28 protein-coding genes are annotated in these 26,142 nt (G+C 68.4%); 14 read left to right on the top strand and 14 right to left on the bottom strand.

Features of this window, described 5'->3' with window-relative positions:
• Nucleotides 1-28 precede the first annotated feature (28 nt).
• Nucleotides 29-4,057 carry a DUF6049 family protein gene (locus ACRQ4B_RS02900; RefSeq protein ID WP_439693189.1) on the bottom strand — a complete coding sequence of 1,343 codons (4,029 nt, stop codon included), beginning with the start codon at nt 4,055-4,057 and terminating at the stop codon, nt 29-31.
• Between the two features lie 125 nt (nt 4,058-4,182).
• On the opposite strand from ACRQ4B_RS02900, the gene ACRQ4B_RS02895 reads away from it, so the two are divergent.
• The 6 genes from ACRQ4B_RS02895 (at nt 4,183) to dnaB (ending at nt 9,548) form a co-directional block, all read left to right on the top strand.
• On the top strand, nt 4,183-5,619 hold the full coding sequence (locus ACRQ4B_RS02895; RefSeq protein ID WP_439693188.1) for a CCA tRNA nucleotidyltransferase: 1,437 nt from the start codon (nt 4,183-4,185) through the stop codon (nt 5,617-5,619).
• Nucleotides 5,620-5,778: 159 nt separating this feature from the next.
• Nucleotides 5,779-6,156: a 30S ribosomal protein S6 gene (gene rpsF, locus ACRQ4B_RS02890; RefSeq protein WP_144753875.1), complete on the top strand. Its 378-nt coding sequence runs from the start codon at nt 5,779-5,781 to the stop codon at nt 6,154-6,156.
• Between the two features lie 3 nt (nt 6,157-6,159).
• Nucleotides 6,160-6,729, top strand: coding sequence for a single-stranded DNA-binding protein (locus ACRQ4B_RS02885; RefSeq protein WP_439693187.1), 570 nt, complete (start codon nt 6,160-6,162; stop codon nt 6,727-6,729).
• A gap of 47 nt (nt 6,730-6,776) precedes the next feature.
• Nucleotides 6,777-7,034: a 30S ribosomal protein S18 gene (gene rpsR / locus ACRQ4B_RS02880; RefSeq protein ID WP_017887834.1), complete on the top strand. Its 258-nt coding sequence runs from the start codon at nt 6,777-6,779 to the stop codon at nt 7,032-7,034.
• A gap of 14 nt (nt 7,035-7,048) precedes the next feature.
• Entirely contained in the window at nt 7,049-7,501 is a 453-nt protein-coding gene (gene rplI / locus ACRQ4B_RS02875) for a 50S ribosomal protein L9 (protein ID WP_439693186.1), read from the top strand.
• 679 nt (nt 7,502-8,180) lie between these two features.
• Nucleotides 8,181-9,548 carry a replicative DNA helicase gene (gene dnaB / locus ACRQ4B_RS02870; protein WP_439693185.1) on the top strand — a complete coding sequence of 456 codons (1,368 nt, stop codon included), beginning with the start codon at nt 8,181-8,183 and terminating at the stop codon, nt 9,546-9,548.
• Between the two features lie 182 nt (nt 9,549-9,730).
• Here dnaB and ACRQ4B_RS02865 read toward each other — a convergent pair whose 3' ends face one another.
• The 3 genes from ACRQ4B_RS02865 to ACRQ4B_RS02855 all read right to left on the bottom strand — a co-directional run bounded on the left by ACRQ4B_RS02865 (nt 9,731) and on the right by ACRQ4B_RS02855 (nt 11,439).
• Complete coding sequence (locus tag ACRQ4B_RS02865; RefSeq protein WP_439693184.1) at nt 9,731-10,225, bottom strand: hypothetical protein; 495 nt, start codon at nt 10,223-10,225, stop codon at nt 9,731-9,733.
• Between the two features lie 401 nt (nt 10,226-10,626).
• Nucleotides 10,627-11,031, bottom strand: coding sequence for a hypothetical protein (locus ACRQ4B_RS02860; RefSeq protein WP_422869958.1), 405 nt, complete (start codon nt 11,029-11,031; stop codon nt 10,627-10,629).
• A 51-nt stretch (nt 11,032-11,082) separates the two neighbouring features.
• A complete protein-coding gene (locus ACRQ4B_RS02855) occupies nt 11,083-11,439 on the bottom strand; it encodes an ArsR/SmtB family transcription factor (protein WP_422869957.1) in 357 nt (118 codons plus the stop codon).
• Between the two features lie 110 nt (nt 11,440-11,549).
• On the opposite strand from ACRQ4B_RS02855, the gene ACRQ4B_RS02850 reads away from it, so the two are divergent.
• The 6 genes from ACRQ4B_RS02850 to ACRQ4B_RS02825 are packed head-to-tail and all read left to right on the top strand — an operon-like array spanning nt 11,550 to nt 17,133.
• On the top strand, nt 11,550-12,938 hold the full coding sequence (locus ACRQ4B_RS02850) for an FAD-dependent oxidoreductase (protein WP_439693183.1): 1,389 nt from the start codon (nt 11,550-11,552) through the stop codon (nt 12,936-12,938).
• Entirely contained in the window at nt 12,938-14,341 is a 1,404-nt protein-coding gene (locus ACRQ4B_RS02845) for an arsenic transporter (protein WP_422869955.1), read from the top strand. Before ACRQ4B_RS02850 ends, ACRQ4B_RS02845 begins: the two co-directional genes overlap by 1 nt.
• A 29-nt stretch (nt 14,342-14,370) precedes the next feature.
• The gene (locus tag ACRQ4B_RS02840) at nt 14,371-14,787 is read left to right on the top strand and encodes an arsenate reductase ArsC (RefSeq protein ID WP_439693182.1); all 417 of its coding nucleotides are present in this window, start codon (nt 14,371-14,373) and stop codon (nt 14,785-14,787) included.
• A 19-nt stretch (nt 14,788-14,806) separates the two neighbouring features.
• The gene (locus ACRQ4B_RS02835; protein ID WP_439693181.1) at nt 14,807-16,207 is read left to right on the top strand and encodes an FAD-dependent oxidoreductase; all 1,401 of its coding nucleotides are present in this window, start codon (nt 14,807-14,809) and stop codon (nt 16,205-16,207) included.
• A gap of 12 nt (nt 16,208-16,219) precedes the next feature.
• The gene (locus tag ACRQ4B_RS02830; protein ID WP_439689617.1) at nt 16,220-16,615 is read left to right on the top strand and encodes a low molecular weight phosphatase family protein; all 396 of its coding nucleotides are present in this window, start codon (nt 16,220-16,222) and stop codon (nt 16,613-16,615) included.
• Between the two features lie 29 nt (nt 16,616-16,644).
• Nucleotides 16,645-17,133, top strand: coding sequence for a GNAT family N-acetyltransferase (locus ACRQ4B_RS02825; protein WP_439689616.1), 489 nt, complete (start codon nt 16,645-16,647; stop codon nt 17,131-17,133).
• 323 nt (nt 17,134-17,456) lie between these two features.
• Here the strand turns inward: ACRQ4B_RS02825 and ACRQ4B_RS02820 are convergent, their stop codons facing one another.
• Complete coding sequence (locus ACRQ4B_RS02820; protein WP_374109597.1) at nt 17,457-18,353, bottom strand: IS5 family transposase; 897 nt, start codon at nt 18,351-18,353, stop codon at nt 17,457-17,459.
• A complete protein-coding gene (locus ACRQ4B_RS02815) occupies nt 18,316-18,705 on the bottom strand; it encodes an IS5 family transposase (RefSeq protein ID WP_007929259.1) in 390 nt (129 codons plus the stop codon). Before ACRQ4B_RS02815 ends, ACRQ4B_RS02820 begins: the two co-directional genes overlap by 38 nt.
• Before the next feature lie 106 nt (nt 18,706-18,811).
• On the opposite strand from ACRQ4B_RS02815, the gene ACRQ4B_RS02810 reads away from it, so the two are divergent.
• Nucleotides 18,812-19,039: a hypothetical protein gene (locus tag ACRQ4B_RS02810; RefSeq protein ID WP_439689615.1), complete on the top strand. Its 228-nt coding sequence runs from the start codon at nt 18,812-18,814 to the stop codon at nt 19,037-19,039.
• Nucleotides 19,040-19,375: 336 nt separating this feature from the next.
• Here ACRQ4B_RS02810 and ACRQ4B_RS02805 read toward each other — a convergent pair whose 3' ends face one another.
• The 5 genes from ACRQ4B_RS02805 to ACRQ4B_RS02785 form a co-directional block, all read right to left on the bottom strand.
• Nucleotides 19,376-20,059 (bottom strand): cation diffusion facilitator family transporter, encoded by a 684-nt coding sequence (locus ACRQ4B_RS02805; RefSeq protein WP_422872229.1) that lies wholly within the window; start codon nt 20,057-20,059, stop codon nt 19,376-19,378.
• On the bottom strand, nt 20,056-20,409 hold the full coding sequence (gene cmtR, locus ACRQ4B_RS02800; protein ID WP_402266267.1) for a Cd(II)/Pb(II)-sensing metalloregulatory transcriptional regulator CmtR: 354 nt from the start codon (nt 20,407-20,409) through the stop codon (nt 20,056-20,058). The genes ACRQ4B_RS02805 and cmtR overlap by 4 nt, the downstream gene beginning before the upstream one ends.
• A 90-nt stretch (nt 20,410-20,499) precedes the next feature.
• Entirely contained in the window at nt 20,500-21,456 is a 957-nt protein-coding gene (locus ACRQ4B_RS02795) for a M23 family metallopeptidase (RefSeq protein WP_439689614.1), read from the bottom strand.
• A gap of 142 nt (nt 21,457-21,598) precedes the next feature.
• A complete protein-coding gene (locus ACRQ4B_RS02790) occupies nt 21,599-22,195 on the bottom strand; it encodes a DUF305 domain-containing protein (protein ID WP_422872226.1) in 597 nt (198 codons plus the stop codon).
• 107 nt (nt 22,196-22,302) lie between these two features.
• Nucleotides 22,303-22,755, bottom strand: a complete 453-nt coding sequence (locus tag ACRQ4B_RS02785; protein ID WP_251155650.1) for a hypothetical protein — start codon at nt 22,753-22,755, stop codon at nt 22,303-22,305.
• 228 nt (nt 22,756-22,983) lie between these two features.
• On the opposite strand from ACRQ4B_RS02785, the gene ACRQ4B_RS02780 reads away from it, so the two are divergent.
• Nucleotides 22,984-23,460, top strand: coding sequence for a DUF4396 domain-containing protein (locus ACRQ4B_RS02780; RefSeq protein WP_175328429.1), 477 nt, complete (start codon nt 22,984-22,986; stop codon nt 23,458-23,460).
• 34 nt (nt 23,461-23,494) lie between these two features.
• On the opposite strand, the gene ACRQ4B_RS02775 is transcribed toward ACRQ4B_RS02780, so the two are convergent.
• The 3 genes from ACRQ4B_RS02775 to ACRQ4B_RS02765 all read right to left on the bottom strand — a co-directional run bounded on the left by ACRQ4B_RS02775 (nt 23,495) and on the right by ACRQ4B_RS02765 (nt 25,962).
• Nucleotides 23,495-24,679 (bottom strand): permease, encoded by a 1,185-nt coding sequence (locus ACRQ4B_RS02775; protein ID WP_439693180.1) that lies wholly within the window; start codon nt 24,677-24,679, stop codon nt 23,495-23,497.
• A gap of 98 nt (nt 24,680-24,777) precedes the next feature.
• Nucleotides 24,778-25,380, bottom strand: coding sequence for a DUF305 domain-containing protein (locus tag ACRQ4B_RS02770; RefSeq protein ID WP_439693179.1), 603 nt, complete (start codon nt 25,378-25,380; stop codon nt 24,778-24,780).
• A 111-nt stretch (nt 25,381-25,491) separates the two neighbouring features.
• Entirely contained in the window at nt 25,492-25,962 is a 471-nt protein-coding gene (locus ACRQ4B_RS02765; RefSeq protein ID WP_242089686.1) for a hypothetical protein, read from the bottom strand.
• Nucleotides 25,963-26,142 lie beyond the last annotated feature (180 nt).

The raw sequence follows: 26,142 nt of genomic DNA, 5'->3' as shown, positions 1-26,142 counted from the left end.
GCGGCATTCCGCCGCACCCGGCGAGGGGTCAGCGTCCGAGTCGACTGCGGAGGAGCGACACCGCGTTCGAGATCTCACCGTTCTTCGCCACGACCAGGGCCCCGAAGTACACCAGGACCATCACGGCTCCGGTGAGGGCGAGGGTGATGAGTGCGCCGGTGACGTCGGCCATCGCGAAGCCGTCGGAGGAGAACGCGCCGAAGAAGTTCGCGACGACCAGGCCGGCGACGCCCGCGATCAGCGCGGCGATGACGAACTGTGCGTGCGAGCGGGTGACGACGGCGCCCTCGATCCCGCCGAGGCGCTTCCGGACGAGCACCAGGGCGACGATGGTCTGGGCCGAGCCGGCGACCGTGGTGCAGATCGCGATCCCGACGCCGATGACCGAACCCGGCAGCATGGCCACCGAGAGGGCACCGATCACGAAGAGCCCGGACTGCACGAGCTGCATGAGGAACGGCGTGCGGTGGTCGTGCATCGCCCAGAACACCCGCTGGATGATGAAGAGCATGCTGAACAGCACCAGACCGGGCATGTAGGCGACGAGGACGAGTGCCATCGACTGCGTGTGCCCGAACTCGTTCTCCCAGATCCGGGCGAACGGCATGGCGGTGACGATCAGCGCAACGGACGCGAACACGGTGAACAGGCCCACGATCCGGAGGGACAGCGACAGGTTGCGGCGGACGGCGGCCAGGTCGCCGCGTTCGGCGTCGTGGCTCATCCGCGTGAAGTACGCCGTCGCGATCGACACCGTGATGATCGAGTGCGGCAGCATGAAGAGCAGCCAGGTGGTGCTGAGGGTCGCGTTGCCGGCGCCGGTCGCGAGCGACGCCACACGCGCCTGCACGATGCCGGCGAGCTGCGTGACGAGGATCATCGCGAAGAGCCAGCCCGCCGCGGTGCCGGTGGACTTCAGGCCGACGCCGCGCCACCGGAAGTCGGGGCGGAACGTCAGCCCGGCACGTCGCCAGAACAGCGGCAGGAAGGCTGCCTGGGCGAGCACACCGACCGAGGCACTGCCCGCGAGCACGGCGATCTTCAGCGGCGTCCAGTCGTCGGTGGAGGCGTTGACGCCGCGGCCGCCGAAGAGGGCGATGAAGACGATGAGGCCGGCGATCGCGATGACGTTGTTGATCAGCGGTGCCCAGGTGAACGGCCCGAAGACCTGCTTCGCGTTGAGGACCTCGCCGAGCAGGGAGTACATCGCGTAGAAGAGGATCTGCGGCAGGCACCAGAACGCGAACGCCACCGCGAGGTCGGTCGTCGCCGCGCTGAAGCCCTTGCCGCCGTCCCCCGCGCTCTGGCTGTACACGCGGACCAGCACGGGCGCGAGCAGGGTCGCGACGACGGTGATGACCAGGAACGCGGACCCGCCGAGCGTGACGATCTTGTTCACGTACGCGGTGCCGCCGTCGGTGTGCTGCTTCATCGAGCGGACGATCTGCGGGATGAGGACCGCGGACAGCAGGCCACCGGCGATGAGTGCGTAGATGTTGTTCGGCAGCTGGTTCGAGATGGCGAACGCGTTGGCCGCGTCGGATCCCGTGTTGCCGATGGCGAAGGCGAGCACGAACGTCTTCGCGAAACCGAGGATGCGCGACACCATCGTGCCCGCCGCCAGCATCGCGCTCGCCCGGCCGAGACTGCGCTCGGCCGCCGGCTCCGCGTCGACGACGGGCTGGGGCTGGGTGGTGCTGATGAGGGGTTCCTCCGGTGCGGTCGACGGCTCGTCGCGGCTGGTGGTCGTGGTCGCTGCTGCGGCCTGGAGGCGCGGTGCGGGTCCGTCGTGCCCGGTCGCGCCCGGCAGGGGGTCGCCGCCGACGACCGGCTGGACCTCGAGCGGACGGTTCGGGTCGTCGTCGTCCTCGTCGTCGAGCTCGCCGTTCCGGCGGCGGATCCGCTTGCGGATGCTGCGGAAGATGCCGAAGCCGAAGATCGCGACGAGGGCCACGGCGGCGGCGGCCGTGATGACCGTCTCCCACTGCGCCTGCACGTTCAGTTCCACGGTCGCCGTGTCACTGATCTTGATGCCGGTGGGGCTGCTGAGGGACAGGGCCAGGTTGACCTTGCCGTTCGCCACGGACTGCACCGGCACGGTGGTGCGGGTGGAGGACTCCGGTTGGACCTTCACCTCGATGTCGTTGCGCACGATGCGGAGCGCCGAGTTCGACGGTTGGACGGAGAGCCGCACCGTGACCGGGTAGACCGACTCGTTCCGGATCGAGACGGGCAGCGAGGACCGGTCGCCGAGCAGCGTGAGGCTGCTCGAGTCGACGATGGCGACCTTGGACCGGGCCTTCGCCCAGGCCGAGACCTGGCTGTCGACCGCGCTCGCGAACCCGGTGGTGTCGGAGCGCCACGCGTTCGACGACAGCGCGAGCAGGTCGAGTCGCGCCGGGGCGGTGAGCTCGCCCGGGGTGTCCATCGCCGAGGCGAAGCCGGTGAGGTCCCGCTCGCCCTGCACGAGGCGCTCGAGCTGGTCGATGCGCGCGTCGCCGTTGGACCCGGCCGTCAGCGTGAGCGACCCGGCGGTCGCCGACGACGCCGACGACAGGTCTGCCGGTGCCACCCACGGGGTGCTCTCGAGCGCGTCGAGCGCGGCACCGAGCCGGTCGGAGTTCGTCGGCCACGAGCGTCCGAGCGTCAGCAGGATCGGCCCGTCGGCGGTGCCGGCGCGTGCCGAGGTCGCGAGCGTCGCGGTGAGCTCGGACATCGCCGTCTCCCAGTCCTGCTGGTTCGACGTGGACGCGGCGGTGCGGAGGAGCGCGGACATCGACTGGTCGGACACCAGGACGTGCTGGCCGCTGATCTGCTCGGACGCGGCGATCGTGGTGTCGGCGCCGGCGGAGGTGTTGCCGCTCGCCACGATCGTGTCCTTCGTCCCGGCCTTGGCGAGGACGGGCAGGTCCGCTGCCGTCAGGGTGCCGTCGGCGGGCCAGGCGATGGAGTCGAGCGAGTAGGGGAAGTCGAGGAGGGACGCCGTGGTGGGCAGGGTCGTCGGGGTCTCGTCCTCGGTCGTGGAGCCGTCCCCGGCGTCCGCGGTGGCGCCGTCGGTCGGGGTCGCGGTGGCGCGGTCCGTCGCGGCGGGCGTCGAGGGGTCCGACGTCGGGGTGGGCGTCGGCGTGGAGGCACCGGGGAAGTCGTCGGGGTCGACCTCCTGGTCGAGGGAGATCGGGGACAGCACGCCGTTCGCGCCGGCCTGGCGCAGTCCGGTGACGTCGGCGTCGGCGTACGGCAGCGCGAACGTCTCGTTCTTCAGCCCCTCGAGGCGGGCCAGCCAGGTCACCGCGGTGGAGGGGGCGTTCTCACCGAGCAGCCGGATCGACGCGATGATCCGCGGGTCGATCGCCAGCGCGACGTTGTGGTCCTCCGCCGCGTCGAGCTGCTGCGTGAGCGTGCCGTCGACCGCGGTCGCGGCGGCCAGGGTACCGGCGCCGAGGACGCCGTCCGCGGTCGCCGGGACGGTGATCGGCATCGCCACCGAGACGCTCACCGGGGTCTGGTCGGTCTCGGGGTACCAGGTGATCGCCGACCGTGCCACGGCGCGGGTGTCGCCGGCGGTGTAGTCCGCTGCGATGCGCCGCGCACCGAACGAGGAGTACCCGCCCAGGGCGACGTTTCCGGAGACGATCTTCACCGAGTCGAGCGTCACCGATCGGTGCGCGGGGACGGCCGGGACGTCCACGGAGTCCATCGGGGCGCCGAAGTAACCCGTCGTGCTGGTGTCACTGAGCCAGTCCGAGAGGACGTCCCGCGTGCTCACCGCACGGAAGATGTCGAACTCGGCGGAGCCCGCGGGGACGTCCGAGTCGGTGTCGTTCGTCACCGTGACCGAGAGCTCGAGGTCGTCGTCGCGCTGCACGATGCCCCGGTTCGCCGGAGCGATCGAGATCGTCGTCCGGCCCTCCTCGCTCGCGGTGGGGTGCGCCACGCGGGTCGTGGTCGTGGACGCCGTCGTGGCGAGCGCTCCGTCGGCAGCGGCGGGCGCGACGACGAGGCCGAGCGCGACGAGGGCCGTCGCGGCGGCGGCGAGCGTGGAGCGGAGGATCTGCATACAGAGGAGGGCCACGGGATCGGTTCGGGCCGTCCACGAGTGTATGAGGCGCGAGCATGGATGCTCCCGTGCGCGCGGGACCCGGGGAGAACTCGCGGACGCGATCTGGGAAGATGAGGACCGTCATGCAGTCCGTTGCCCAGGCCGTCGAGCGACTCGACGCACTCGCCGCCACCGAGCCCGTCGACCTCCTCGCTCGGGCCTTCGCCGACGCCGGACACGAACTCGCGCTCGTCGGCGGGCCGGTGCGCGACGCCTTCCTCGGCCGTCCGGTGACCGACCTCGACTTCACGACCGACGCCCGCCCCGACGACGTGCTCCGGATCGTCGAGCCGATCGCGAGCGCCACCTGGGACGTCGGGCGCCAGTTCGGCACCATCGCCGCACGCGTCGCCGGCGAACAGGTCGAGATCACCACGTACCGGAGCGACGTCTACGACGGCGAGACCCGGAAGCCCGAGGTGGCGTTCGGCGACACCATCGAGGATGACCTGCTCCGTCGGGACTTCACCGTGAACGCGATGGCGCTCCGTCTACCGGACCGCGAACTCGTCGACGTGCACGGCGGCGTGGAGGACCTGCTCGCCCGGCGCCTGCACACCCCGCAGGCCGCACGGGTCTCCTTCCGCGACGACCCGCTCCGGATGATGCGTGCGGCACGGTTCACCTCGCAGCTCGGGTTCACCGTCTCCGACGAGGTGCGCGAGGCCATGACGGACCTCGCCGAGTCCATCGACATCGTCTCCGCCGAGCGTGTGCGGGACGAGCTGGTGAAGCTGTTGAACACCGCGGAGCCCGTCGAGGGCATCCGGTTGCTGGTCGACACCGGACTCGCCGAGCGCTTCCTGCCCGAGCTGCCGGCGATGCGGCTCGAGATCGACGAGCACCACCACCACAAGGACGTCTACGAGCACTCTCTCACCGTCCTGACCCAGGCGATCGGGTACGAGGCCGAGCGCCACGCCGGCGAGGCCCCGGACACGGTCCTGCGGCTCGCCGCCCTGCTGCACGACATCGGCAAGCCGGCGACCCGCAAGCTCGAGCCCGGTGGCGCCGTGAGCTTCCACCACCACGACCTCGTCGGCTCGAAGCTCGCGAAGAAGCGGCTGCGTGCCCTGCGGTTCGACAACGACACCATCGCCGCGGTGAGCCGGCTCATCGAACTGCACCTCCGCTTCTTCGGGTACACCGAGGGCGCCTGGACCGACTCCGCCGTACGCCGCTACGTCCGCGACGCCGGTCCGCAGCTCGAGCGCCTGCACGAGCTCACCCGCTCCGACGTGACCACCCGGAACCGCCGCAAGGCCGATCGCCTGGCGTTCGCGTACGACGACCTCGAGGACCGCATCGACGCCCTGTCGAAGCAGGAGGAACTCGACGCGATCCGTCCCGACCTGTCAGGCGACGACATCATGCGCATCCTCGACATCCCGCCGGGGCGTGCCGTGGGCGAGGCCTACCGGCACCTGCTCGAGGTCCGCATGGACGAGGGGCCGCTCGGCCCCGAGGACGCCGAGGCCCGCCTGCGCAGCTGGTGGGCCGCCCGCGACGCAACCGCCTGACGGACGCGACCGGTTCTGCACAGCCGGTGGCGCGCCTCCAGGCCGTCCGCTAAGCTTGCCGGGTTGTCCGCGCGCATTCTGCGTGGCCGGACACATGCATCAACCCTCCTGCCCCGGGAACTGCTCGGGGCCGCTGAGACCAGAGGAGGTGGGTTCCGCATGCACCAGTACGAACTGATGGCGATCCTCGACCCCGAGATCGATGAGCGCACCGTCGCTCCCAGCCTGGACAAGTTCCTCGCTGTCATCCGCAACGACGGTGGCACCGTCGACAACGTGGACGTCTGGGGCCGTCGTCGTCTCGCCTACGAGATCGCGAAGAAGTCCGAGGGCATCTACGCCGTCGTGGACTTCACGTCCTCCCCCGAGGCCGCCAAGGAGCTGGACCGTCAGCTCGGTCTCTCCGAGGCCGTGCTCCGCACGAAGGTCCTCCGCGCCGAAGAGGGCATCGCGCAGGTCGCCGCCCAGAAGCAGCGCGACGAGGCCCGCGCGGCCCGCAAGGCCGCCAACGCAACCGCGACCGCGAGCGCCGAGTAACCCGTGGCCGGCGAAACCGTCATCACGGTGGTGGGCAACCTCACCGCGGACCCGGAGCTGCGCTACACGCAGAACGGGCTCGCCGTGGCGAACTTCACCATCGCGTCCACTCCTCGCACGTTCGACCGTCAGGCGAACGAGTGGAAGGACGGCGACGCGCTGTTCCTCCGTGCGAGCGTGTGGCGCGAGTTCGCCGAGCACGTGGCGGGCTCGCTGACGAAGGGCTCGCGCGTCATCGCGCAGGGTCGCCTCCGTCAGCGCTCCTACCAGGACCGTGAGGGCCAGCAGCGCACGAGCATCGAGCTCGAGGTCGACGAGATCGGCCCCTCGCTCCGCTACGCGACCGCGCAGATCACCCGTGCTGCGGGTGGCAACGGCGGCGGTCGTGGCCAGGTCGGCGGCGGCAACGCCGGTGGCCAGCAGGCCGGCGGCAACGGCGGCAACTGGAACAACGGCGGCGGTCAGTCGGACGCACCCTGGTCCCCCCAGGGTGGCCAGCAGGGCGGCAACGCACAGTCGAACGACGTGTGGAGCACCCCGGGCGGCACGTTCGACGACGAGACCCCGTTCTGATCCTCTCCGGTTCAACGGACACAACTTCTTCTTCTTAAGGACAAACAATGGCTGGAAAGAGCACCGGCGATCGCCGGAAGCCTCGCGGTAAGGGCGGCAAGAACGCCGCTCCCGCGAAGTCGATCAAGGTCGGCGTCATCGACTACAAGGACGTCGCGACCCTTCGCAAGTTCATCTCCGAGCGTGGAAAGATCCGCGCCCGCCGCATCACCGGCGTCTCCGTCCAGGAGCAGCGCCTCATCGCCCGTGCCGTGAAGAACGCCCGTGAGATGGCGCTCCTCCCCTACGCCGGCTCCGGCCGCTGATCGGAGGTCGACACATGTCGAAGCTCATCCTCACCCACGAGGTCTCCGGCCTCGGTTCCGCCGGTGACGTCGTCGACGTCAAGAACGGCTACGCCCGCAACTACCTGATCCCCCAGGGCTTCGCTGTCGCGTGGTCCAAGGGCGGCGAGAAGCAGGTCGAGTCGATCCGTGCGGCACGTGCCGCTCGCGAGCTCGCCACCATCGAAGAGGCACAGGACCTCAAGATGAAGCTCGAGAACGCGACCATCCAGCTGTCGGTCAAGGCCGGCAAGGACGGTCGTCTGTTCGGCTCCGTGCGTCCGACGGACGTCGCTGACGCCGTCCAGGCGCAGGGCGTCGGCTCGCTCGACAAGCGCAAGGTCGAGGTCCCCGCGACCATCAAGACCGTCGGTGACCACGAGGCCACCGTGCGTCTGCGCGAGGACATCACTGCCGTGATCTCGCTCAAGGTCGTCGCCGCCAAGTAACACTGGCTGCGGTCTCCGCTCACGACGGGCGGGTCTCCTTCGGGAGGCCCGCCCGTCGTCGTGTTCGGGGTGCGGTGGTGCGTCGGGCGGGGTGCGTCGGGCGGGGCGCGCTGGCGCAGTGTGCGAGGTTCCGGGCAGTGTGCGACGCGATCTGGCTCGCACAGTGCGCGGCCCCTCGCACGGTGCGTCGGGACCGTCCGGGGTCGCGTTCGGTGTCTCACCGACCGTCCGGTGGCACGCCAGAATTCCTGGAGGCGCGGGTCGTCCCGCGCTGACCGGTTACTTCTCAGACGGGGTTGCGCTTGCTGGGAGCAGCTTGGGAAAGTTCTCCTCAGGTTTCTGTTTGTCAACTGTTTTTACACAGGCGAAACGACCAAATCGGCAACCTTCAACGCCTACTTGAATCCCACTTCTCCACACATGGTGTGGAACACAAAAGCCCAGGTCACGTCGTCGAAAGTGTGTTCCCTACAAGAGTTGTCCACACCCTCGTCCACAGTTCTCCACACAGCACCCCGGCGTGTTCCGCAGGCTCTCCACAGAGTTATCCACAGGCCCGTTTGCTGGGGATAACTCTGTCCCCGTAGCTTGGCCCAGTGACTCGGCGATGTCGGTCGCCCGGGGTAGAACTGGCTCGGCTGTTCCGATCGTGGACGGCCGTCCGACAAGAGGAGCAAGTGTGTCGATCGCGCATCTCGAGCCCGCACCGCAGGAGTACGCGGAGCGCGGTGGCATGGAGCGCACGCCGCCGCACGACATGCTCGCCGAGCAGTCGACGATCGGCGGCATGCTGCTGTCGAAGGACGCCGTCGCCGACGTCATCGAGACCGCCCGGGGCGTGGACTTCTACATCCCGAAGCACGAGGTCATCTTCGACGCGATCCTCTCGCTGTACTCCCACGGTGAACCCACCGACGTCATCGCCGTCACCGACGAGCTGACCAAGACCGGCCTGCTGTCCCGGGCCGGCGGCGCCGAGTACCTGCACAGCGTCACGAGCATGGTGCCCACCGCGGCGAACGCCGGCTACTACGCCGCGATCGTCGCCGAGAAGGCGGTGCTGCGTCGCCTCGTCGACGCCGGCACGCGCATCGTGCAGATGGGCTACGCGTCCGAGGGTGAGGTCACCGACCTCGTCAACAGCGCCCAGGCCGAGGTCTACAACGTCGCCGGCGGCGTCCAGACCGAGGACTACGTCCCCCTCACCGACGCCATCTCCGCCGCCCTCGACGAGATCGAGGCCGCGAAGGGCCGCGACGGGCAGATGACCGGCGTGCCGACCGGGTTTGCGCAGTTGGACGGCCTGACGAACGGCTTCCACCCCGGGCAGCTCATCATCATCGCCGCCCGACCCGCGCTCGGGAAGTCGACCCTCGCGCTCGACCTCTGCCGCGCCGCCGCCATCAAGCACAACGAGACCGCCGCGTTCTTCTCCCTCGAGATGGGTCGCGCCGAGATCGCCATGCGTCTGCTCTCCGCCGAGTCGAGCGTGCCGCTGCAGAACATGCGCAAGGGCACCGTCGACTCCCGCGACTGGACCACGATCGCGCAGACCCGCGGACGCATCAACGACGCCCCGTTCTTCATCGACGACTCCCCCAACATGACCCTCGTCGAGATCCGCGCCAAGTGCCGACGCCTCAAGCAGCAGCACAACCTCCGCATGGTCGTCATCGACTACCTGCAGCTGATGACCTCCGGCAAGAAGGTCGAGTCCCGCCAGCAAGAGGTCTCCGAGTTCTCGCGTGCCCTCAAGCTCATGGCGAAGGAGCTCCAGGTCCCCGTCGTCGCGCTGTCGCAGCTGAACCGTGGTCCCGAGCAGCGTGCCGACAAGAAGCCGCAGATCTCCGACCTGCGTGAGTCGGGGTCGATCGAGCAGGACGCCGACATGGTCATCCTGCTGCACCGTGAGTCGGCGTACGAGAAGGACAACCCGCGGCAGGGTGAGGCGGACCTCATCGTGGCGAAGCACCGTAACGGGCCGACGGACACCATCACGGTGGCGTTCCACGGGATGTTCTCGCGGTTCGTCGACATGCCGCAGTAGGCGGGTTGTTGTCGTCCGCCAACTAAGTTGTCCAACTGCCACACAACCTGTCCTGAAATACGGAGGTGGACACCTTATTTGGCAGTCCTGTCGGTCTCCCTCAGACCTGAGTGACGACGCGGTGGCGTCGTGACCGCTCCCAACCTCGGTGCCCGCGAGGAGTCGTGCACCCCTACTCTGAATTAAGCGAGCCCGGAGCTCAGGTCGTCCCGCCGAACTGCCCGCCGTTGATGCTCGATGCTGACTCGGTCGGGGAACAGGTTGATGAGTACCAGTAGGTACGCCTCGTACCATTCATCTGCGATCTGTTCAGCGCGGTGGATGCGCTGAAGATCCTGCTCGGCGAAGCTGATCAGCTCGGGATATTCGTCTCCGTCGACCGGTTCGTAGGTGCGAGCATCCAACCAGCGACGTTCGTCTGCTTCCCAGATCAGGCCAACCCACTCGTCCTCTGCGCCGGACAGGAACTCGAAGTCGAACTGCCAGTTGTCAGCCCACGCCTTTCCGGTCGAGCATGCGGCGTAGCCGTCGGGTTGCGGCGTCTCGTCGGGGATCGGTTCATGGGGGTACCGCATGATCGTGTTTCCGTACGCCGCGTAAAACAGGACCTCACCGGTGAGCAGGGCGTCAACGACCGAGTGACGTTTACGTCGGCTCCCCAGGTCGCCGCGGAACATCCACAGCGCCCTGTCCGCCTGCTTCTGCCAGTGGTCCCATGCCTCCTCGGGCCCCGGCAGCGTTTCACCGGCTGGCTCGATCGTCCACGTGCCTCGATCCCCAAGGACCCATGTGAGAGTGGCCGGTCGGAAACGAATCGGGCTGGAACCGCAATGTTTCTGGCCCCTTCTCTTCACCGGTGACGGTCAAGCGCGGAGCGTTGAAGTGACGGCGGACCGCAGAGTGGTCGACCTGGTGCACTGGCCACTGATAGCGGATCTCGAGCACTCCCGTTGTCACGCGAACCTCCCGCGACTCCGAGCTGATCACTGACTCATCGGGCCGTATCTGTAGACGGGCACGTCACTAATGATCGCCACTGCGGACCCATCCTGCAGAACCGCTGCACCGGATCGTGCGATCAGAATTGGACGTAGCCGTTCCAGGCCGCCTCTGCTTTTACTTCGTCATCGCCGAAGATGTCGGGGTCGACCGGGAAGTGCTCGTTCCGGAAGCGGTCCAGCTCCAGCTGCGCGCGATCTCGAAGCGTCGCTCGGTCCTGGTCAGGGTGCCCCAAAGCAAGCATGGCAGTGCGCCGCTCGACAACGGCGGCCCACAGTTGTCGTCGGCTGACCTCCGCGATCAGCTGCGAAGCAACGAGCATCGAGTTGAACTCGAGCGATCCAGCGGACCGGTCCATCAAGGTGACGAGGTCCCTGTCCTTCACCTCGGTGAACACCTTCGGCTGCTTGCGTTGCTGCTTCATCATCCAGCGGATCTGTGCACGGGCGTCCGCAATCGGATTCGGTTCCTGCTCGTCGGTCATGTCTTCATCCTCACCGTGCGGAGGCTTCGCCGCGAGGGAAGTTCCGTCGTCTCAGCGTGTGGGCGAGGTCAGCAGAGCGGCGACGGACTCGAGCGCGCCGGGGATGAGGGAGAAGTAGGCCCAGGTGCCGCGCTTTTCGCGGTGCAGGATGCCGGCGTCGACGAGCACCTTGAGGTGGTGCGAGACGGTCGGCTGGGACAGGCCGAGCGGTTCCTGCAGGTCACAGACGCACGCTTCCGCGCCCTCGTGCGCGGCAACCATCGAGATCAGCCGGAGCCGCGCCGGGTCGGCGATCGCTTTCAACGATTTCGCCAGGACCTCCGCGGACTCCTGCGTCATCGCTTCGGTCGTGACGGGCGAGCAGCACGCGGGGACGTCCTGGATGGGGAGCAGCTCGATCGTCGTCATCGCACCATCATCCCACGTACTTCGACACACGTCTATATTTGCCTTCATCGATATCGACATGCTTCGATGTCGTTGCTTGTCTCCCGCTGATCTGTGAAGGACCGATCACGATGACTCACCTTGTTGCCGTTGGCGGCAGCGACGCTGGCATCGCCGCGGCGCTGCGCGCCCGTGAGCTGGACCCGTCGACCGATGTGACCGTGGTCCTTGCGGACGAGTTTCCGAACTTCTCGATCTGCGGCATCCCCTACTGGGTCTCGGGCGACGTCGTCACGGAAGCGTCCCTCGCGCACCGCACCCGCGCCGATCTCGAAGCCGCCGGCATGACCGTCCGCTCCTCCACATGGGCCTCTGCGGTCGACGTGGACCGTCGCCGCCTCACGGTCACCGGACATGGCGGTGAGGAAGAGCTGCCGTACGACGAGCTGCTGATCGGGACTGGCGCTGAGCCGGTCCGCCCGGCCGGGATCCCGTTTGGTGAGCCCGGGATTCACCTGCTGCACTCGATGACCGACGCCGAGCAGGTCGTCGCTGCCCTGGAGCTGCTGCCTACCGGCAGCCGCGTCGCGGTCGTTGGCGCCGGCTACATCGGCCTCGAAATGACCGAGGGACTCGTCGCCCGCGGGTTCGACACGACGTTGATCCAGCGCGGCCCGGAAGTGCTCTCCACCCTCGATCCGGAACTCGGGTCCCTGGTCACCGCGGAGGTCCGCCGACACGGCGCAACCGTGCTGACCGGGGGGGCCGTCACCGGCATCACCCCAACCAGAGGCGGGCAGTGGCGGGTGACGACGGCGACAGCCGCTGGGGATGAAGAGGGCACGTTCGCGCTCGTGGTGGTCTGCGTCGGCGTGCGGCCGGTGACGGACCTCGCGACCGCAGCGGGTGCGCAGCTCGGGCAGGCCGGCGCGATCGTCGTCGACGAGCAGATGCGCACCGGGGTGCCGCACGTGTGGGCTGCGGGCGACTGCGTCGTGACGCATCACCGGCTGCTCGGGACGACGTGGCTGCCGCTCGGGACGACGGCGCACAAGCAGGGCCGTGTCGCCGGGGAGAACATGCTCGGCGGGTCCCGGACCTTCGCCGGTTCGGTGGGGACGCAGGTGGTGAAGGTGTTCGACCTCATCGCCGCCCGCACGGGCCTCCGCCACCACGAGACCGCTGCGCTCGACGTGTCGCCGCTGACCCGGGTGACGGTGGCGGATGACCACAAGCGGTACTACCCGGGTGCGGTGCCGCTGACGATCAGTGTCACCGCCGACCAGCCGTCCGGCAAGCTCCTCGGCGCGCAGATTGTGGGGCAGCGCACGGCGGAGATCAGTAAGCGCATCGACACGTACGCCACCGCCCTCCACGCTGGCTTCACCGTCGACGACATCATCGACCTGGACCTCAGCTACACGCCGCCGCTCGGGTCCCCGTGGGATGCCGTGCAGGTCGCCGCGCAGGGCTGGGAGCGCGCCGCCGCGGCGGCGAACCAGGCCGGGGTGAGCGGCTGATGGTGCTGGCGGTCGTCGCTGCCGCGATCTTCGTCGCGACGCTCGTGGTGGTGATCTGGCAGCCCAAGGGCTTCCCGATCGGCTACACCGCGCTTATCGGCGCGGTCATCGCCCTCGCGACCACGGTCGTTGGGCTCGGGGACGTGCCGACGGTGGTCGGGATCGTGTGGAACGCGACGCTAACGTTCGTCGCCGTGGTGCTGATCTCGTTGATCCTCGACGAGGCCGGATTCTTCGAGTGGGCCGCGCTCCACGTGGCGAGGTGGGGTCGCGGGAACGGGCGGCTGCTGTTCGTGCTGATCGTCGGTCTCGGCGCGGTCATCGCGGCCGTGTTCGCCAACGACGGGGCTGCGCTGATCCTCACCCCGATCGTTGTCGGGATGCTCCGCGCCTTGAACATGCCGGCGAAGGCGGCGCTGGGGTTCATCCTCGCCACCGGGTTCATCGCCGACACCGGCAGCCTGCCGCTGGTGGTGTCGAACCTGGTCAACATCGTCTCAGCCGACTACTTCGGCCTCGGGTTCGCCGAGTACGCCGCCGTCATGGTGCCCGTCGGCATCGTGTCCGTGCTGGCGTCCCTCGGGATGCTGCTGGCGTACTTCGGCAGGTCGATCCCGAAGCGGTACGACGTCCTCGCGCTGACTCGGCCCGCCGGCGCGGTGAAGGACCGGGCGACGTTCCGCGCCGGGTGGGTGGTCCTCGCCGTGTTGCTGGTCGGATACTTCGCCGCCGACCCGCTCGGGGTTCCTCTCGCCGCGGTTGCTGGTGTCGGCGCGGTCGTGATCGTTCTCGTTGCCGCCCGGCAGCCCGCGTTCCTCTTCGCCCGCCAGGCTGCGTCCCCGGTTCTCGTCACGACCGGCGGCACCGCCACCGTCACCGCCGACAGCGGTGGAACCGGTGGCGGGTCGGGGCGGGTGATTCCGGTGTGGAAGACGATCCGGGAGGCGCCGTGGCAGATCGTGCTGTTTTCGATCGGTATGTACCTCGTCGTGTACGGGCTGCAGAACCAGGGCCTCACCGACTACCTCGCCCGCCTGTTCGACGTGTTCGGGGACCACGGGGTCCTCGTCACCGCGCTCGGGGTCGGGTTCGTGATCGCGATCCTGGCGTCGCTGATGAACAACATGCCGACGGTGCTGATTGCCGCCCTCGCGATCGGCGGTGCCGGCGCGACCGGGCTGACGCACGAGGTGATGGTCTACGCCAACGTCATCGGTTCCGACCTCGGCCCGAAGATCACTCCGATCGGGTCGCTGGCGACGCTGCTGTGGTTGCACGTGCTCGACCGGAAGGGCATCCACATCGGCTGGGGGCAGTACTTCCGCACCGGCATCGTGCTGACCGTCCCCGTCCTCGCCGTCACCCTGGCAGCCCTCGCCGGCTGGCTCACCCTCATCCGATGACCACGCCCACGCCTACCGAAAGCACCGCCATGACCGCGACCCCCACGATCCTGTTCGTCTGCGTCCACAACGCTGGCCGCTCGCAGATGGCCGCCGGCTACGCCCAGGCCCTCGGCGGCGACCGCGTGCAGGTTCTCTCCGCAGGCAGTGCACCGAAGGACCAGATCAACCCGATCGCGATCGAGGCGATGGCGGAGGACGGCATCGACATCGCCGTGAACCAGCCGAAGGTCCTCACCACCGACGCCGTCCGCGAGTCCGACGCGGTGATCACGATGGGCTGCGGCGATGCGTGCCCGATCTTCCCCGGCAAGCGGTACGAGGACTGGGACCTCACCGACCCCGCCGGGAAGGGCATCGACGACGTCCGCCCCATCCGCGACGAGATCAAGACCCGCGTGCAGGCGCTCCTGGCCGAGCTGCTGCCCACCGAAGCATCCGCCTGACCGCCGGAAGGACCACCCCATGACGCTCACCCTCACCGTCCCACCGCGGACCGACGCGGACCGCCTGACCGGGCTGCCCGTCGCCGTCATCGGCGCCGGCCCCGTCGGGCTCGCAGCCGCCGCGCACCTCCTCGAGCGAGGCCTGCCCGTCGTCGTCTACGAAGCCGGCGACCAGGTCGGCACGAGCGTTCGTGCGTGGGGGCACACCAGGCTGTTCTCCCCGTGGCGGTACGTCATCGACGACGCCGCCCGCCGCATCCTCGAACCCACCGGCTGGACTGAGCCCCGCCGGTCGTCGCTGCCGACCGGGCACGACCTCGTCGCCCAGTACCTCGAACCGCTCGCTCAGACGCCCGAGCTGGCACCGGTGATCCGGTACGGCGTGCATGTCGACGCGGTGTCCCGGCAGGGCATGGATCGCACCCGCTCCGCCGGCCGCGCCGACACCCCGTTCCTCCTCCGCCTCCACACCGCGGATGGTGTCGAGGACGTCACCGCCCGTGCCGTCGTAGACACGTCCGGCACGTACACGTCCTCGAACCCGCTCACAGCCGCCGGCCTCGCCCCCACAGCGGACCTCGGCGACCGCATCGTGCACGCCCTCCCCGACGTGCTCGGCGAGGACCGTGACCGATTCGCCGGGAAGCGGGTCCTCGTCGTCGGGGCCGGGCACTCGGCCGCGAACACGCTCATGAAGCTCGCCGCCCTCGCCAAGGACGAACCCGGCACGACGCTGCTGTGGGCGATCCGGAACGCCGGCACCGCCCGCCTCGGCGCGGACGCCGCCGACGGGCTCGCCGCCCGCGGGCAGCTCGGCTCCACCGTGCATGGCCTCGTCGAGTCCGGGCTCATCGAGCAGCTTGCGTCGTTCGAGATCGACGACGTCCGTCCCGACGGTGACCAGGTCACCGTCACCGGCCGCCGCGCCGGGGAGCCGTTCACCGTCACGGTCGACGTTGTGGTGAACGCGACCGGGTTCCGGCCCGACCTCGACATGCTCCGCGAGATCCGGCTCGGACTGGACGACATCGTCGAAGCACCCCGCGCGCTGGCGCCGCTGATCGACCCGAACCTGCACTCCTGCGGCTCCGTGCCTCCGCACGGCGTTGCCGAGCTGGCGCACCCGGAACCGAACTTCTTCATCGCCGGCATGAAGTCCTACGGCCGCGCCCCCACCTTCCTGCTCCTCACCGGCTACGAGCAGGTCCGCTCCATCGCCGCGGAACTTGCCGGCGACCACCAGGCCGCCCGCGACGTGCAGCTCGTGCTCCCCGAGACCGGCGTCTGCACCACCGACGTCGGCGGGTCATCCTCCTGCAGCGTCCCCGCGACCACGACCGAGGCGTCGGAGGGGTCGTCGTGCTGCGCCGCCCCCGCGCCGGCCGCCGCGCCCGCCAGCAGCTCCTGCTGCACGAACTGAACCGGACCCCGCATGACCGACAAGCCCACCGTGCTGTTCATCTGCAAGCACAACGCCGGCCGCTCCCAACTCGGCGCCGCCCTCCTCGAAATCGCTGCCGACGACCGCTACACCGCCACCTCCGCAGGAATCGCTCCCGCCGACGAGGTGAATCCGTCGATCGCCGCAACCGTCGCGGAACTCGGCGTCGACATCAGCGATCGCACCCCGCGGAAGGTCACGCCCGAGCTGCTGGATCAGGCCGACGTTGTTGTGCTGATGAAGCCCGGCCTGATCCTGCCCGCGACGCCTCGCGGCACGGTGTTGCAGTGGTCGTTCCCGGACCCGGACTCCTGGTCCCCCGACGACGTCCGCCCCATGCGCGACGCCGTCGCCGCCCGCATCCAGGACGAGCTACTGCACCCGTGACGGACAGCACCACGGTCACCGTTCGGCCGATGACCGCCGGCGACTGGCCAGCCGTCGAGGCGATCTACCGGGACGGCATCGCCACCGGAAACGCGACGTTCGAGGCGGAACCGCCGACATGGGAGGCATTCGATGCGGGGAAGCTACCCGACCACCGGTTCGTCGCCCTAGGCGGCGACGAGGTCCTCGGCTGGGTGGCGGTCTCCCCGACCTCCGCCAGGCCGGTGTACCTGGGCGTCGTCGAGCACTCCGTGTACGTCGCCGCCGCGGCTCGTGGTCGCGGTGTTGGACACCTGCTCCTTGACGCCCTGATCGCGTCGACCGAGGCTGCCGGCATCTGGACCATCCAGTCCGGGATCTTCCCCGAGAACACCGCCTCCCGAGCCCTCCACGCCCAACACGGGTTCCGCGAACTCGGCACCCGAGAACGCATCGGCCTCATGACGTTCGGGCCGTCGACCGGGCGGTGGCGCGACAACGTCCTCGTCGAGCGCCGAAGCCCGCACGCCAGCTCCTGAGCAGGGGCGGCACGCTTCGATCCGCATGCTTGCAGGTATGTTCCAGAACCCGCTATGCTGTGGCACGCGTCATTAGTGCGCGCAAAAAGCCAGTCCATCGGACTGGCTTTCGTTATGTCCGGCCCGAACCGTAGGCTGGAACCGCTCGATACGACTCTGCCCTCAGCGCAGCACCCGAGCACCACGAACAGGCCGGTCCCGTCAGGGCCGGCCTTTTCCATGCCCTCACGCGCGGAGCGCACACCAGACCGCTCGCTCCGGGCATAGGGCCTCTGCGCGTCCACCGGGCGCACGCGCCGACCTGGCGCTCTAGGGCGTGTTGATCAAGAAGGTGCGGGGTGGCCAGCCGCCGCGAGTTGCGCGGGAGAATGGGCGTATGAAGATCCAGGTGCTGCATATCGAGGATTGCCCGAATTGGCAGGAGGCGGGCGATCGAGTACGGCTGGTGCTCGACTCGATCGGACGGGGCGATGTTCCGGTGGAGTTCGTGTTGATCCGCACCGAGGCTGAGGCGGTGAGCTCTGGTTTCGCGGGCTCGCCCACGATTCTTCTGGACGGTCAGGACTTGTTCCCGTCCCAGGGGAACACTGCCGACTTGGCGTGCAGGGTCTATCTGACCGAGCGCGGCTTTGCGGGTGCGCCGACGGTGGGACAGCTTGAGCGCACGCTGCAGGAGCGCGAAGCGCTCGGCGGAGATCGGTCTTGATCCAGATCAGCGCCGCGGCGAGGCTGACGGCGGCTCGGTAGTTGCGGGCGAGTTTGTCCGAGCGCATCGCGATGCCGCGCCACTGCTTGAGACGGTTGAAGCAGCGTTCTACGACGTTGCGTCCCTTGTAGCGTTCCTTCTGCTTGTCGCCGAAAGCGATCGGCCGGCCCGGCTTCTTGCGGCGGTGCGCGATCTGGTCGTCCCGCTCGGGGATGGTCGCCGCGATCCTCCGGTCGCGGAGCCAGGCGCGGTTCGCCCTTGAGGGGTACCCCTTGTCGGCGAGCACCCGGTCGGGGCGGGTGCGGGGGCGGCCCTTCCCGTCGCGGGGAACGCGGATGTTCTCCAGCACCGCGCTCATCATCGTGGTGTCGTTGATGTTCCCGGCGGTGATCATCATGCTCAGCGGCCGGCCGCGGCCGTCGCAGACCAGGTGCAGTTTGGTCGTCAGCCCGCCGCGGGAGCGTCCGATCCCGTGATCAGGCGGCTCGGACCACGGATTCTTGTGATTCGGCACAGCCCCCTGTGTCCCGGGCGAGGGTCGCGCCGTGCTGATGCACGCGCGCGATCGTGGAGTCGATCGAGACGACCCAGTCGATTTCCCCAGCGGCGTCGGCCTGCTTCTGCACCTCGGTGAGCAGCTTCTGCCAGGTGCCGTCCCCGGCCCACCGGTTGAACCGCTTGTAGATCGAGTTCCACTTCCCGAACCGTTCCGGAACGTCACGCCACGGCGCACCGGTCCGGTACTTCCACGCCATCCCCTCGATAGCGAGCCGGTGATCCGTCCACGGCCGCGACCGACCGGTCACCGTCGGCATCAACGGCTCCATCACGGCCCACACCTCGTCAGAGATCTCCTGTCGCGTCACCGTTCAAGACTCACCCACCGAGGAGCGGAACCTCTTGATCAACACGCCCTAGACCCCCGCCCACGACGGGCGGGCTGGCCACACGGCCAAACCCGAAGGAGGCAACATGCCCATCACCGACACAACGGTGGACATGCTGACGGCCTTCGGCGGCACCATCCTGACCGGCATCATCGCGGTCGTCGCCCCCGTGCTTGGCTTCCTCCTGCGCAAGCAGGTCACGGAGCTGATCAAGCACATCGTGGACGTCGTCGACGACCGCACGCTGGCCAGGGACCCCGAGCGGGCACGCATCGTCGCAGAACTGCGACGAGCCCGTTTCGGGAAGAAGTAGCCGCCGAAAAAACGCCAACCCTCATTCGGGAAGGAGAACTCTGCCCTGAGCTGTATCGATAGGGGTGCCTCATACGAGATGCGGACACGGATTGGCTGCCTCGCTAGCCAACTGGGCTTGGGGACGGGCTGCCCAGACCGCTACAGACCGAGCAGGCGACACGCACCGACCCGCCGCTCGACGTCATCGAAACTGTCGCATCGGAACCAGAGCTCCGATCGGAGCATGCACACCTGGCACTGTTCCGGCAGTGCCTCGACGTCTGCGACGGGCTCTCGAGCGTCCGCAGACCAGAGCCGGTACCCGTCCGCCGAGCTGCACCAGGAGCCCAGCCGGTCAGCAGCAGTCGCACGCGTCGACGTCGCGCTCACCGATCAGTGCCGACACCGGCTGCTTGCACGCGTCGCCGCGCCCGGCCTCCAAGCCCTCCCGGACCGCGAAGACCACCACGACCAGGCCCGCCACCGGGTCGGCCCAGGCCCACCCGAACAGGGTGTTCAGCAGCAGGCCGATCAGGACCGCGGCGGAGAGGTAGCTGCACACGAGGGTCTGCTTCGAGTCAGCGATAGCGGACGCGGAGCCGAGTTCCTTCCCGGCGCGCCGCTCCAGCAGGCTGAGGAACGGCATCACGGCGAGGCTCACCGCGGCGAGGACGATTCCGACGGTGCTGTGCTCTGGCTCGCGAAGCCCAGCGAAGGTCAGGGCGGCGTCGACGGTGACGTACAGCGCGAGGCCGAAGAACGACACCGCAATGACTTTCAACGTGGTGCGCTCGCGTGCTTCCGGGTCGCGACCGGCGAACTGCCACGCGACGGCGGCAGCGGAGAGCACTTCCACGATGGAGTCGAGCCCGAACCCGATCAGCGCCGTCGAGGACGCCACCGTGCCGGCTGCGATCGCGATCACGGCTTCGATCACGTTGTAGGTGATCGTCGCGGCGACGATCCACCGCACCCGTCGCTGCAACACGCTCCGGCGCGCAGCCGACAGGGGGGCAGCGAGCTGTACGGCGGCGCTCATGCGCCGGCTCCGCAGCACAGGGGGACGTCGCAGTCCTTGTCCGTGCAGTCAGTGCCGTCATCGACGGCGAGAACGACGTCGACCAGAGCGTCCAGCGCACGTGACAGATGCGGGTCTGCGATTTCATACCGGGTACTGCGGCCTTGTGGGACGGCGACGACGATGCCGCAGCCGCGCAGGCACGCGAGGTGGTTCGACACGTTGGTGCGGGTCAACTGGAGCTCTTCCGCCAGCCGCGCCGGGTACCCGGGCTCGTCGAGCAGCCGCAGCAAGATGCGGGCTCGGGTCGGGTCTGCGAGAGCCCGGCCAAGCCGGTTCATCACATCAACCCGAGAGGCTCTAGTCAGCATATGCTGACTATACAGCCGAGGATGACCATCCGAGGGTCGCTGCCTCATCTCGATAGCCGATGGCTGGTTGGACACCGCTGGGGCTAGGTGCTACAGCGTGCGTCCGGCGTTGGCGGTGAGCCACGGGATCGGGTCGATGGGTGTGGTGCCGCCGGGCATGACCTGCAGGTGCAGGTGCGCGCCGGTGCTCGCTCCGGTGTTGCCGACGAGGCCGACGAGCTGCCCGACGGCGACGGTGTCGCCTGGTCGGAGCGGCGAGGAGCCGAATATCATGTGCGCGTACAGGGTGGACACGAGGCGACCGTCGATCTGGTGGTCGATGATGACGTACTGCCCGTATTCGGGGTGCGTTGTCGACACTCGGACAGTGCCGGCAGCGACAGCTCCGATGGGGGTGCCGGCGCCGGGGGTGAGGTCCGCGCCCTGATGAATCGACGAGCAGGTCGCGCATGGGGCGCTTCGCGGACCGAACGGTGAGCTGACGGTGATGGTTCCGGCGATGGGCCAGCGAATGTCGCCGGTTCCGGTGTTCACGATCGTGCCGCCCGTGGTCGTGGGAACGCTCTGTTTCGTCGAGGCCGGTGCGCCCCCGGTTGACGCGGCCCGTGAGGCGGGTGCTGTCTTGGTGATGACGGGCTTCGGGGTCGGCTTGGTGATCGTGTACCCATCGCGGTCGACCGCGAGGGCCAGCCCGGACGCGGTGAAGCTCTGCCCGGCGGCGGCAGGAGCGACACCGGACACGACTGCGGCGGAGCCGGTCGTCGCCTGCGCGGGCAGCGCCGCGGCAGCGGTAAACAGCGCCATCGCGGCCGCGGCACCAGTGATCGGAACCGCGGCGAGAACGCGTGACCGCAGTGAGCGGACCGGTGTTGCGAGTGCAGCCGCGACGGGCGGTAGCGGCCTCAGCGCCGGCTGGGCAGCGGCAGTGATCGTCGCGGTTCGGGTGCGGCTGGCGGTCGAGGCTGCGGCGGAGCGTTCGGCGGCGAGGGCTTCGCGGCGCGTCCGGGGTGCGGGAATGGCGGGGGTCTGGGGATGCTGCTGAGGCACGGGCAGGCTCCAAGAGTGGTGGTGGCCGGCAGGCCGAAACGGGAGGGGTGACCCGAACGCAAGTCGAGCAGGGAGGAGAGGGCGGGCCGGTCGTGGGCCGCGGCAGGAAAGGGGGGAGCCCGCCGCGACCCACGCCGGGGCTTTAGAGGGACGCGAGCATGTCCTGCATCTGGGTGATCTGCTCGGTCTGGCTGGACACGATCGACTTCGCCATCGCGACGGCGTCGGTGTTCTTGCCCTTGTCGACTTCGGTCTTGGCCATGTCGACGGCGCCCTTGTGGTGCTGGATCATCTGCTCGAGGTAGAGCTTCCCGGCGTCCTTCGCGGACGCCTTGTCGAGGTCGGTCATGTCGGAGTCGGACATCATCCCGGACATGGAGTGCCCCATCCCGGAGTGCTCCGACTCGACCGGCTCGCCCCAACCCTTGAGCCAACCGGTGAGCTGGTTGATCTCCGGGGACTGCTCGGCCTTGATCTGCTTCGCGAGTCCAGCGACGTCGGTATCGACGCCCGAGCCCTTGACGAGGAGCATGTCGCTCATCTCGACGGCCTGCTTGTGGTGCGGCAGCATCATCTGCGCGAACATCACGTCCTGGTCGTTGTGCGCCGACGCCGCCGACGTCGACGAGGACGACGAGCCCGCGTCGGAGCCGGTGTTGCTGGTGGAGCAGCCTGCGAGGGTGAGGCCGAGGGTCAGCGCGGCAGCGATCGCGAGCGTGCGCGTGGTGGTGGTGTGCATGATCTTCCGTTCCCGTGAATGCGTCAGGCGTTCCGGGCAGGCGGACGCCTCCCGGTTCTGGGCATGCGGAGGCCACCCATCGGGGGTGGGATCCCGCTGGGGGCGGATCAGATGCGGATGATCTGCAACGCCGTCAGTGATGGCGGTTTCGGTGCCGCGATGCGGCGCGGCAGCCGGTCAGCCAGCGCGAGAAGCCGCGCGAGCAGGTAGAGGATGCCGCCGGTCCGTGCGCGCAGCAGCGCCCACGTGAACAGGGCGATCGTCAGCGCGCACGCCATCCCCATCAGCGAGCACATCAGCGCACACAGGCCGCTGTCGCAGCCCGCATCGGTGAGGACGGTCATCACCGCAGTCGCAGGAGCCGCGTGCTCGGTGTGGCCGGCGGCGACGTGGCTGTGCTCGGCGGTGGCTGCGGGAGCAGCCATCGGGTGCTCGTGGCCGGCGGTGTGCCCGGCCATCGTGTGCATCAGGACCGTGAACCCGACCAGCAGCAGCAACGCCAGCGTCGCCGTGGCCTGCAACAGCAGCCGGCGACGCGGGGAGGTGGCGGTGGTGAGCATCAGTCTTTCGAGCAGACGGGTCGGAGGAGCGCTTCTATGGTGCGGTACCCCGAACGGCGGCGGCAACCTGGTGTCCGGATTCACACCGAACCCGCCGCGACCGGCCGAACCGGGAACATCGCGTGGAGTTTCGCGTTACAGCGCATGGTACCCCCTAGGGGTATATGTGAACTGTTGGCGTCGACCGCGCCAGATCGGAGCAGCATGGACACGCACGAGCACCATCAGATGAGCGGACACGAGCACGCCGGCCACAGCGGCGGGCACGGGACGACGACGTGGTCGATGGCTGCGCAAGCGACGCTGCACTGCCTCACCGGCTGCGCGATCGGTGAGGTCCTCGGCATGGTCATCGGCACCGCTGCCGGCTTCCACAACGCCGGCACGATCGTCCTGTCAATCGTCCTCGCGTTCATCTTCGGCTACGCCCTCACCATGCGCGGCGTCATCAAGTCGGGTCTGAGCCTCGGCGCTGCGTTCAAGGTCGCTCTCGCCGCGGACACCGTGTCGATCGCGGTCATGGAGCTGATCGACAACACCGTCATCGTTGCGATCCCCGGCGCGATGGACGCGCAGCTCAGCGACTGGCTGTTCTGGACGGCGCTGCTGTTCTCCCTCGCGATCGCATTCGTGATCACCACGCCCGTGAACCGGTGGATGATCAGCCGCGGCCTCGGCCACGCCGTCGTCCACGGCCACCACTGACCGGTCCGCTAGTCAACTCGATCGCGGCGCGCGGTCAGGCGTGTGAGTGTTCGTGTGCGGCGTGGTCGTGGCCGCCGTCGTCGGGTGCACCCTTCATCATCCGTAGCATCGACCAGGAGCCGCTGCGGATGAACACGGCCAGCAGGAACGACGCGATCAGCAGGAACACGATGTTGAGCCAGGTGGTGTAGTTCCAGCTGATAGAGGTCGCCACGATGCTCAGATGCCGGTTCGTAGGGATCAGGCCCAGCGGGGTGCACAGCAGTTCGACGGCGTAGCCGGCGAGGACCATCGCCCCGTAGAAGATCCCGGTGATCCGGAGCGCTGCTTTCCAGCCGTAGTACTTCCGGTAGATGACGATGATCGGGATGATGATCAGGTCCGCGAAGATGAAACTGATCACGCCGCCGAAGCTGATCCCACCGTTCCACAGCACTGCGGCGAGGGGGACGTTGCCGACGGAGCAGACGAAGCTCACCATTGCCAGGATCGGTCCGATGAGCGGGTCGATGATGAACGCCAGCGTCGGGTATCCCTCGAGGAACACCGCTTGCAGCCACGCTTTCGGCACCCAGGCGTCGAACGCGCCGGCGATGAGCAAGCCGATGATGATGTCGCGGATGACGGATGCCCAGTCCATGACGAAGTACTGGGACACGCTCGTCAGGCCGGGCTTGGACAACAGACGGCGCCAGAACCCATGATCCCCCTGCACGGACATGTCCATCGCCGCGTGCCCTTCCATCGACCCGGAGAGGCCCTTCTCGGCTTGCTCGCGGGCGGCGTCGAGGATCTTGCCGCGCATCCAGAGCCGGAAGCCGAGGGCGATGAGGATGATCATGATCGGGCCGCCGATGAACTCTGCGAGGGTGAACTGCCAGCCCATCACGAACGCCAGGATCAGGCCGAGCTCGACGACGAGGTTCGTTGACGCGACCTCGAACGCCATCGCGGACGACAGGCTGGCGCCCTTCCGGAACAGGGCCCGTGCGAGTGCGACGGCCGCGTAGGAGCAGGACGATGACAGGGCACCAAGTCCGGTCGCGACGCTGATCGCGCGAGGCGAGTCGTCATGCATGAGCTGCGTGATCCGGTCCGTGCGGACGACGGCTTGGATGATGCCGGACAGGGTGAAGCCGAGGATGAGGGGCCAGAGGATCTCCCACCCCATGGAGCCGGCGGCTGCGAGGGCGTCGCCGAGCGCGTTGATGACGAACATGTGTCCCTACTTCGTTGCGGTGCGGGCAGAGTGTCCCGAGGGGTCTTGCGGATGAGGGAGACCGGACCGGGTCGGACCGGACCGGTTGCGCGCCGGGGTCACATCGACGCGAGCATGTCCTTCATCTGAGCGATCTGCTCGGTCTGGCTCTTCACGATCGACTTCGCCAGGCCGACCGCGTCAGCGTTCTTGCCCTTGTCAACCTCGGTCTTCGCCATGTCAACGGCGCTGGTGTGGTGCTCGATCATTTGCTCGAGGTAGAGCTTCCCAGCGTCCTGTGGGGATGCCTTCTGGAGGTCCTGTATGGCGGAGTCGGACATCATCCCCGACATCGAGGATCGAACCATCCCGGACATGCTCGGCATTTCGGTCGGCTCGTTCCACGCCGTCAGCCAACCGGTCATCCTCGTGTTCTCCGGGTCCTGCTCGGCCTTGATCTGCTTCGCCAGCGTCCCGACGTCGGCCTGCACGCCGGATCCCTTCGCGATGAGCATGTCGCTCATCGCGATGGCCTGCTGGTGGTGCGGCAGCATCTGCTGCGTGAACATGACGTCCTGATCGTTGTGCGATGCCGATGACGACGAGGACTGCGACGACGACCCGTCGGAGCTGCTGGTGTTGCTGGTGGAGCAGCCGCCGATGGTAAGGCCGATGGTGAGGGCGGCTGCGGCCGCGAGAGCGCGGGTAGTGGTGGTCTGCATGGTGGATTCCGTTTCCGTGGATGCGTCAGATCGGTGCGGGCTGGCGGATGCCTGCCCGGGTTCTGGGCATGCGGGTACTCCCGGAGGGTGGGAGGACCCGCCGGGGTGGAATCAGACTCGAATGATCTGCAACGCCGAACGTGACGGCGGCCGCGGCACCGGAATACGGCGAGCCACGTGGGCTGCGAGAGCGAGTAGCCGCGCGAGGAGGTGCAGCACTCCGCCGCTGCGGACGCGCAGCAGCACCCACCCGAACAGGACGATCGTCAGCGCGCACGCCATCCCCATCAGGGAGCACATCAGCGCACACAAGCCACCATCGCAACCGGCATCGCTGAGGACGTTCATCACCGCAACAGCGGGAACCATGTCTTGAGCATGACCGGTGGCCGCGGTGTGACCGGTGGCAGCGGCCGGGTGGTGCTCCATCGCGGCGGTGGGAGCGGTCATCGGATGCTCGTGGTCGGCCGTGTGCCCGGCCATCGTGTGCATCAGGACCGTGAACCCAACCAGTAGCAGCAACACCACCGTCGCCGTGACCTGCAACAGCAGCCGGCGACGCGAAGACGTGATGATGATCATCTGGTTTCAGTAGGTCATGGAGCGGAGAACGTCAGCCGCGCGAGGCGACAGGTGACCGCGATGATACCCCCAAGGGGTACCCGCCCTCCGAGGATCGCGGAGGGCAGCGCCGGCACAGGTATCGAGGTGCGGAAGATTGTCGGTGCGGGCACCGGGTGGTAGGTGCATAATGGTAAAGTC

It is taken from the genome of Curtobacterium sp. SP.BCo (assembly GCF_051903265.1).
In the GTDB taxonomy this organism is placed as follows: domain Bacteria; phylum Actinomycetota; class Actinomycetes; order Actinomycetales; family Microbacteriaceae; genus Curtobacterium.
The sequence above is the reverse complement of the archived record's forward strand: the minus strand, read 5'-3'. Positions and strand labels throughout refer to the sequence as shown.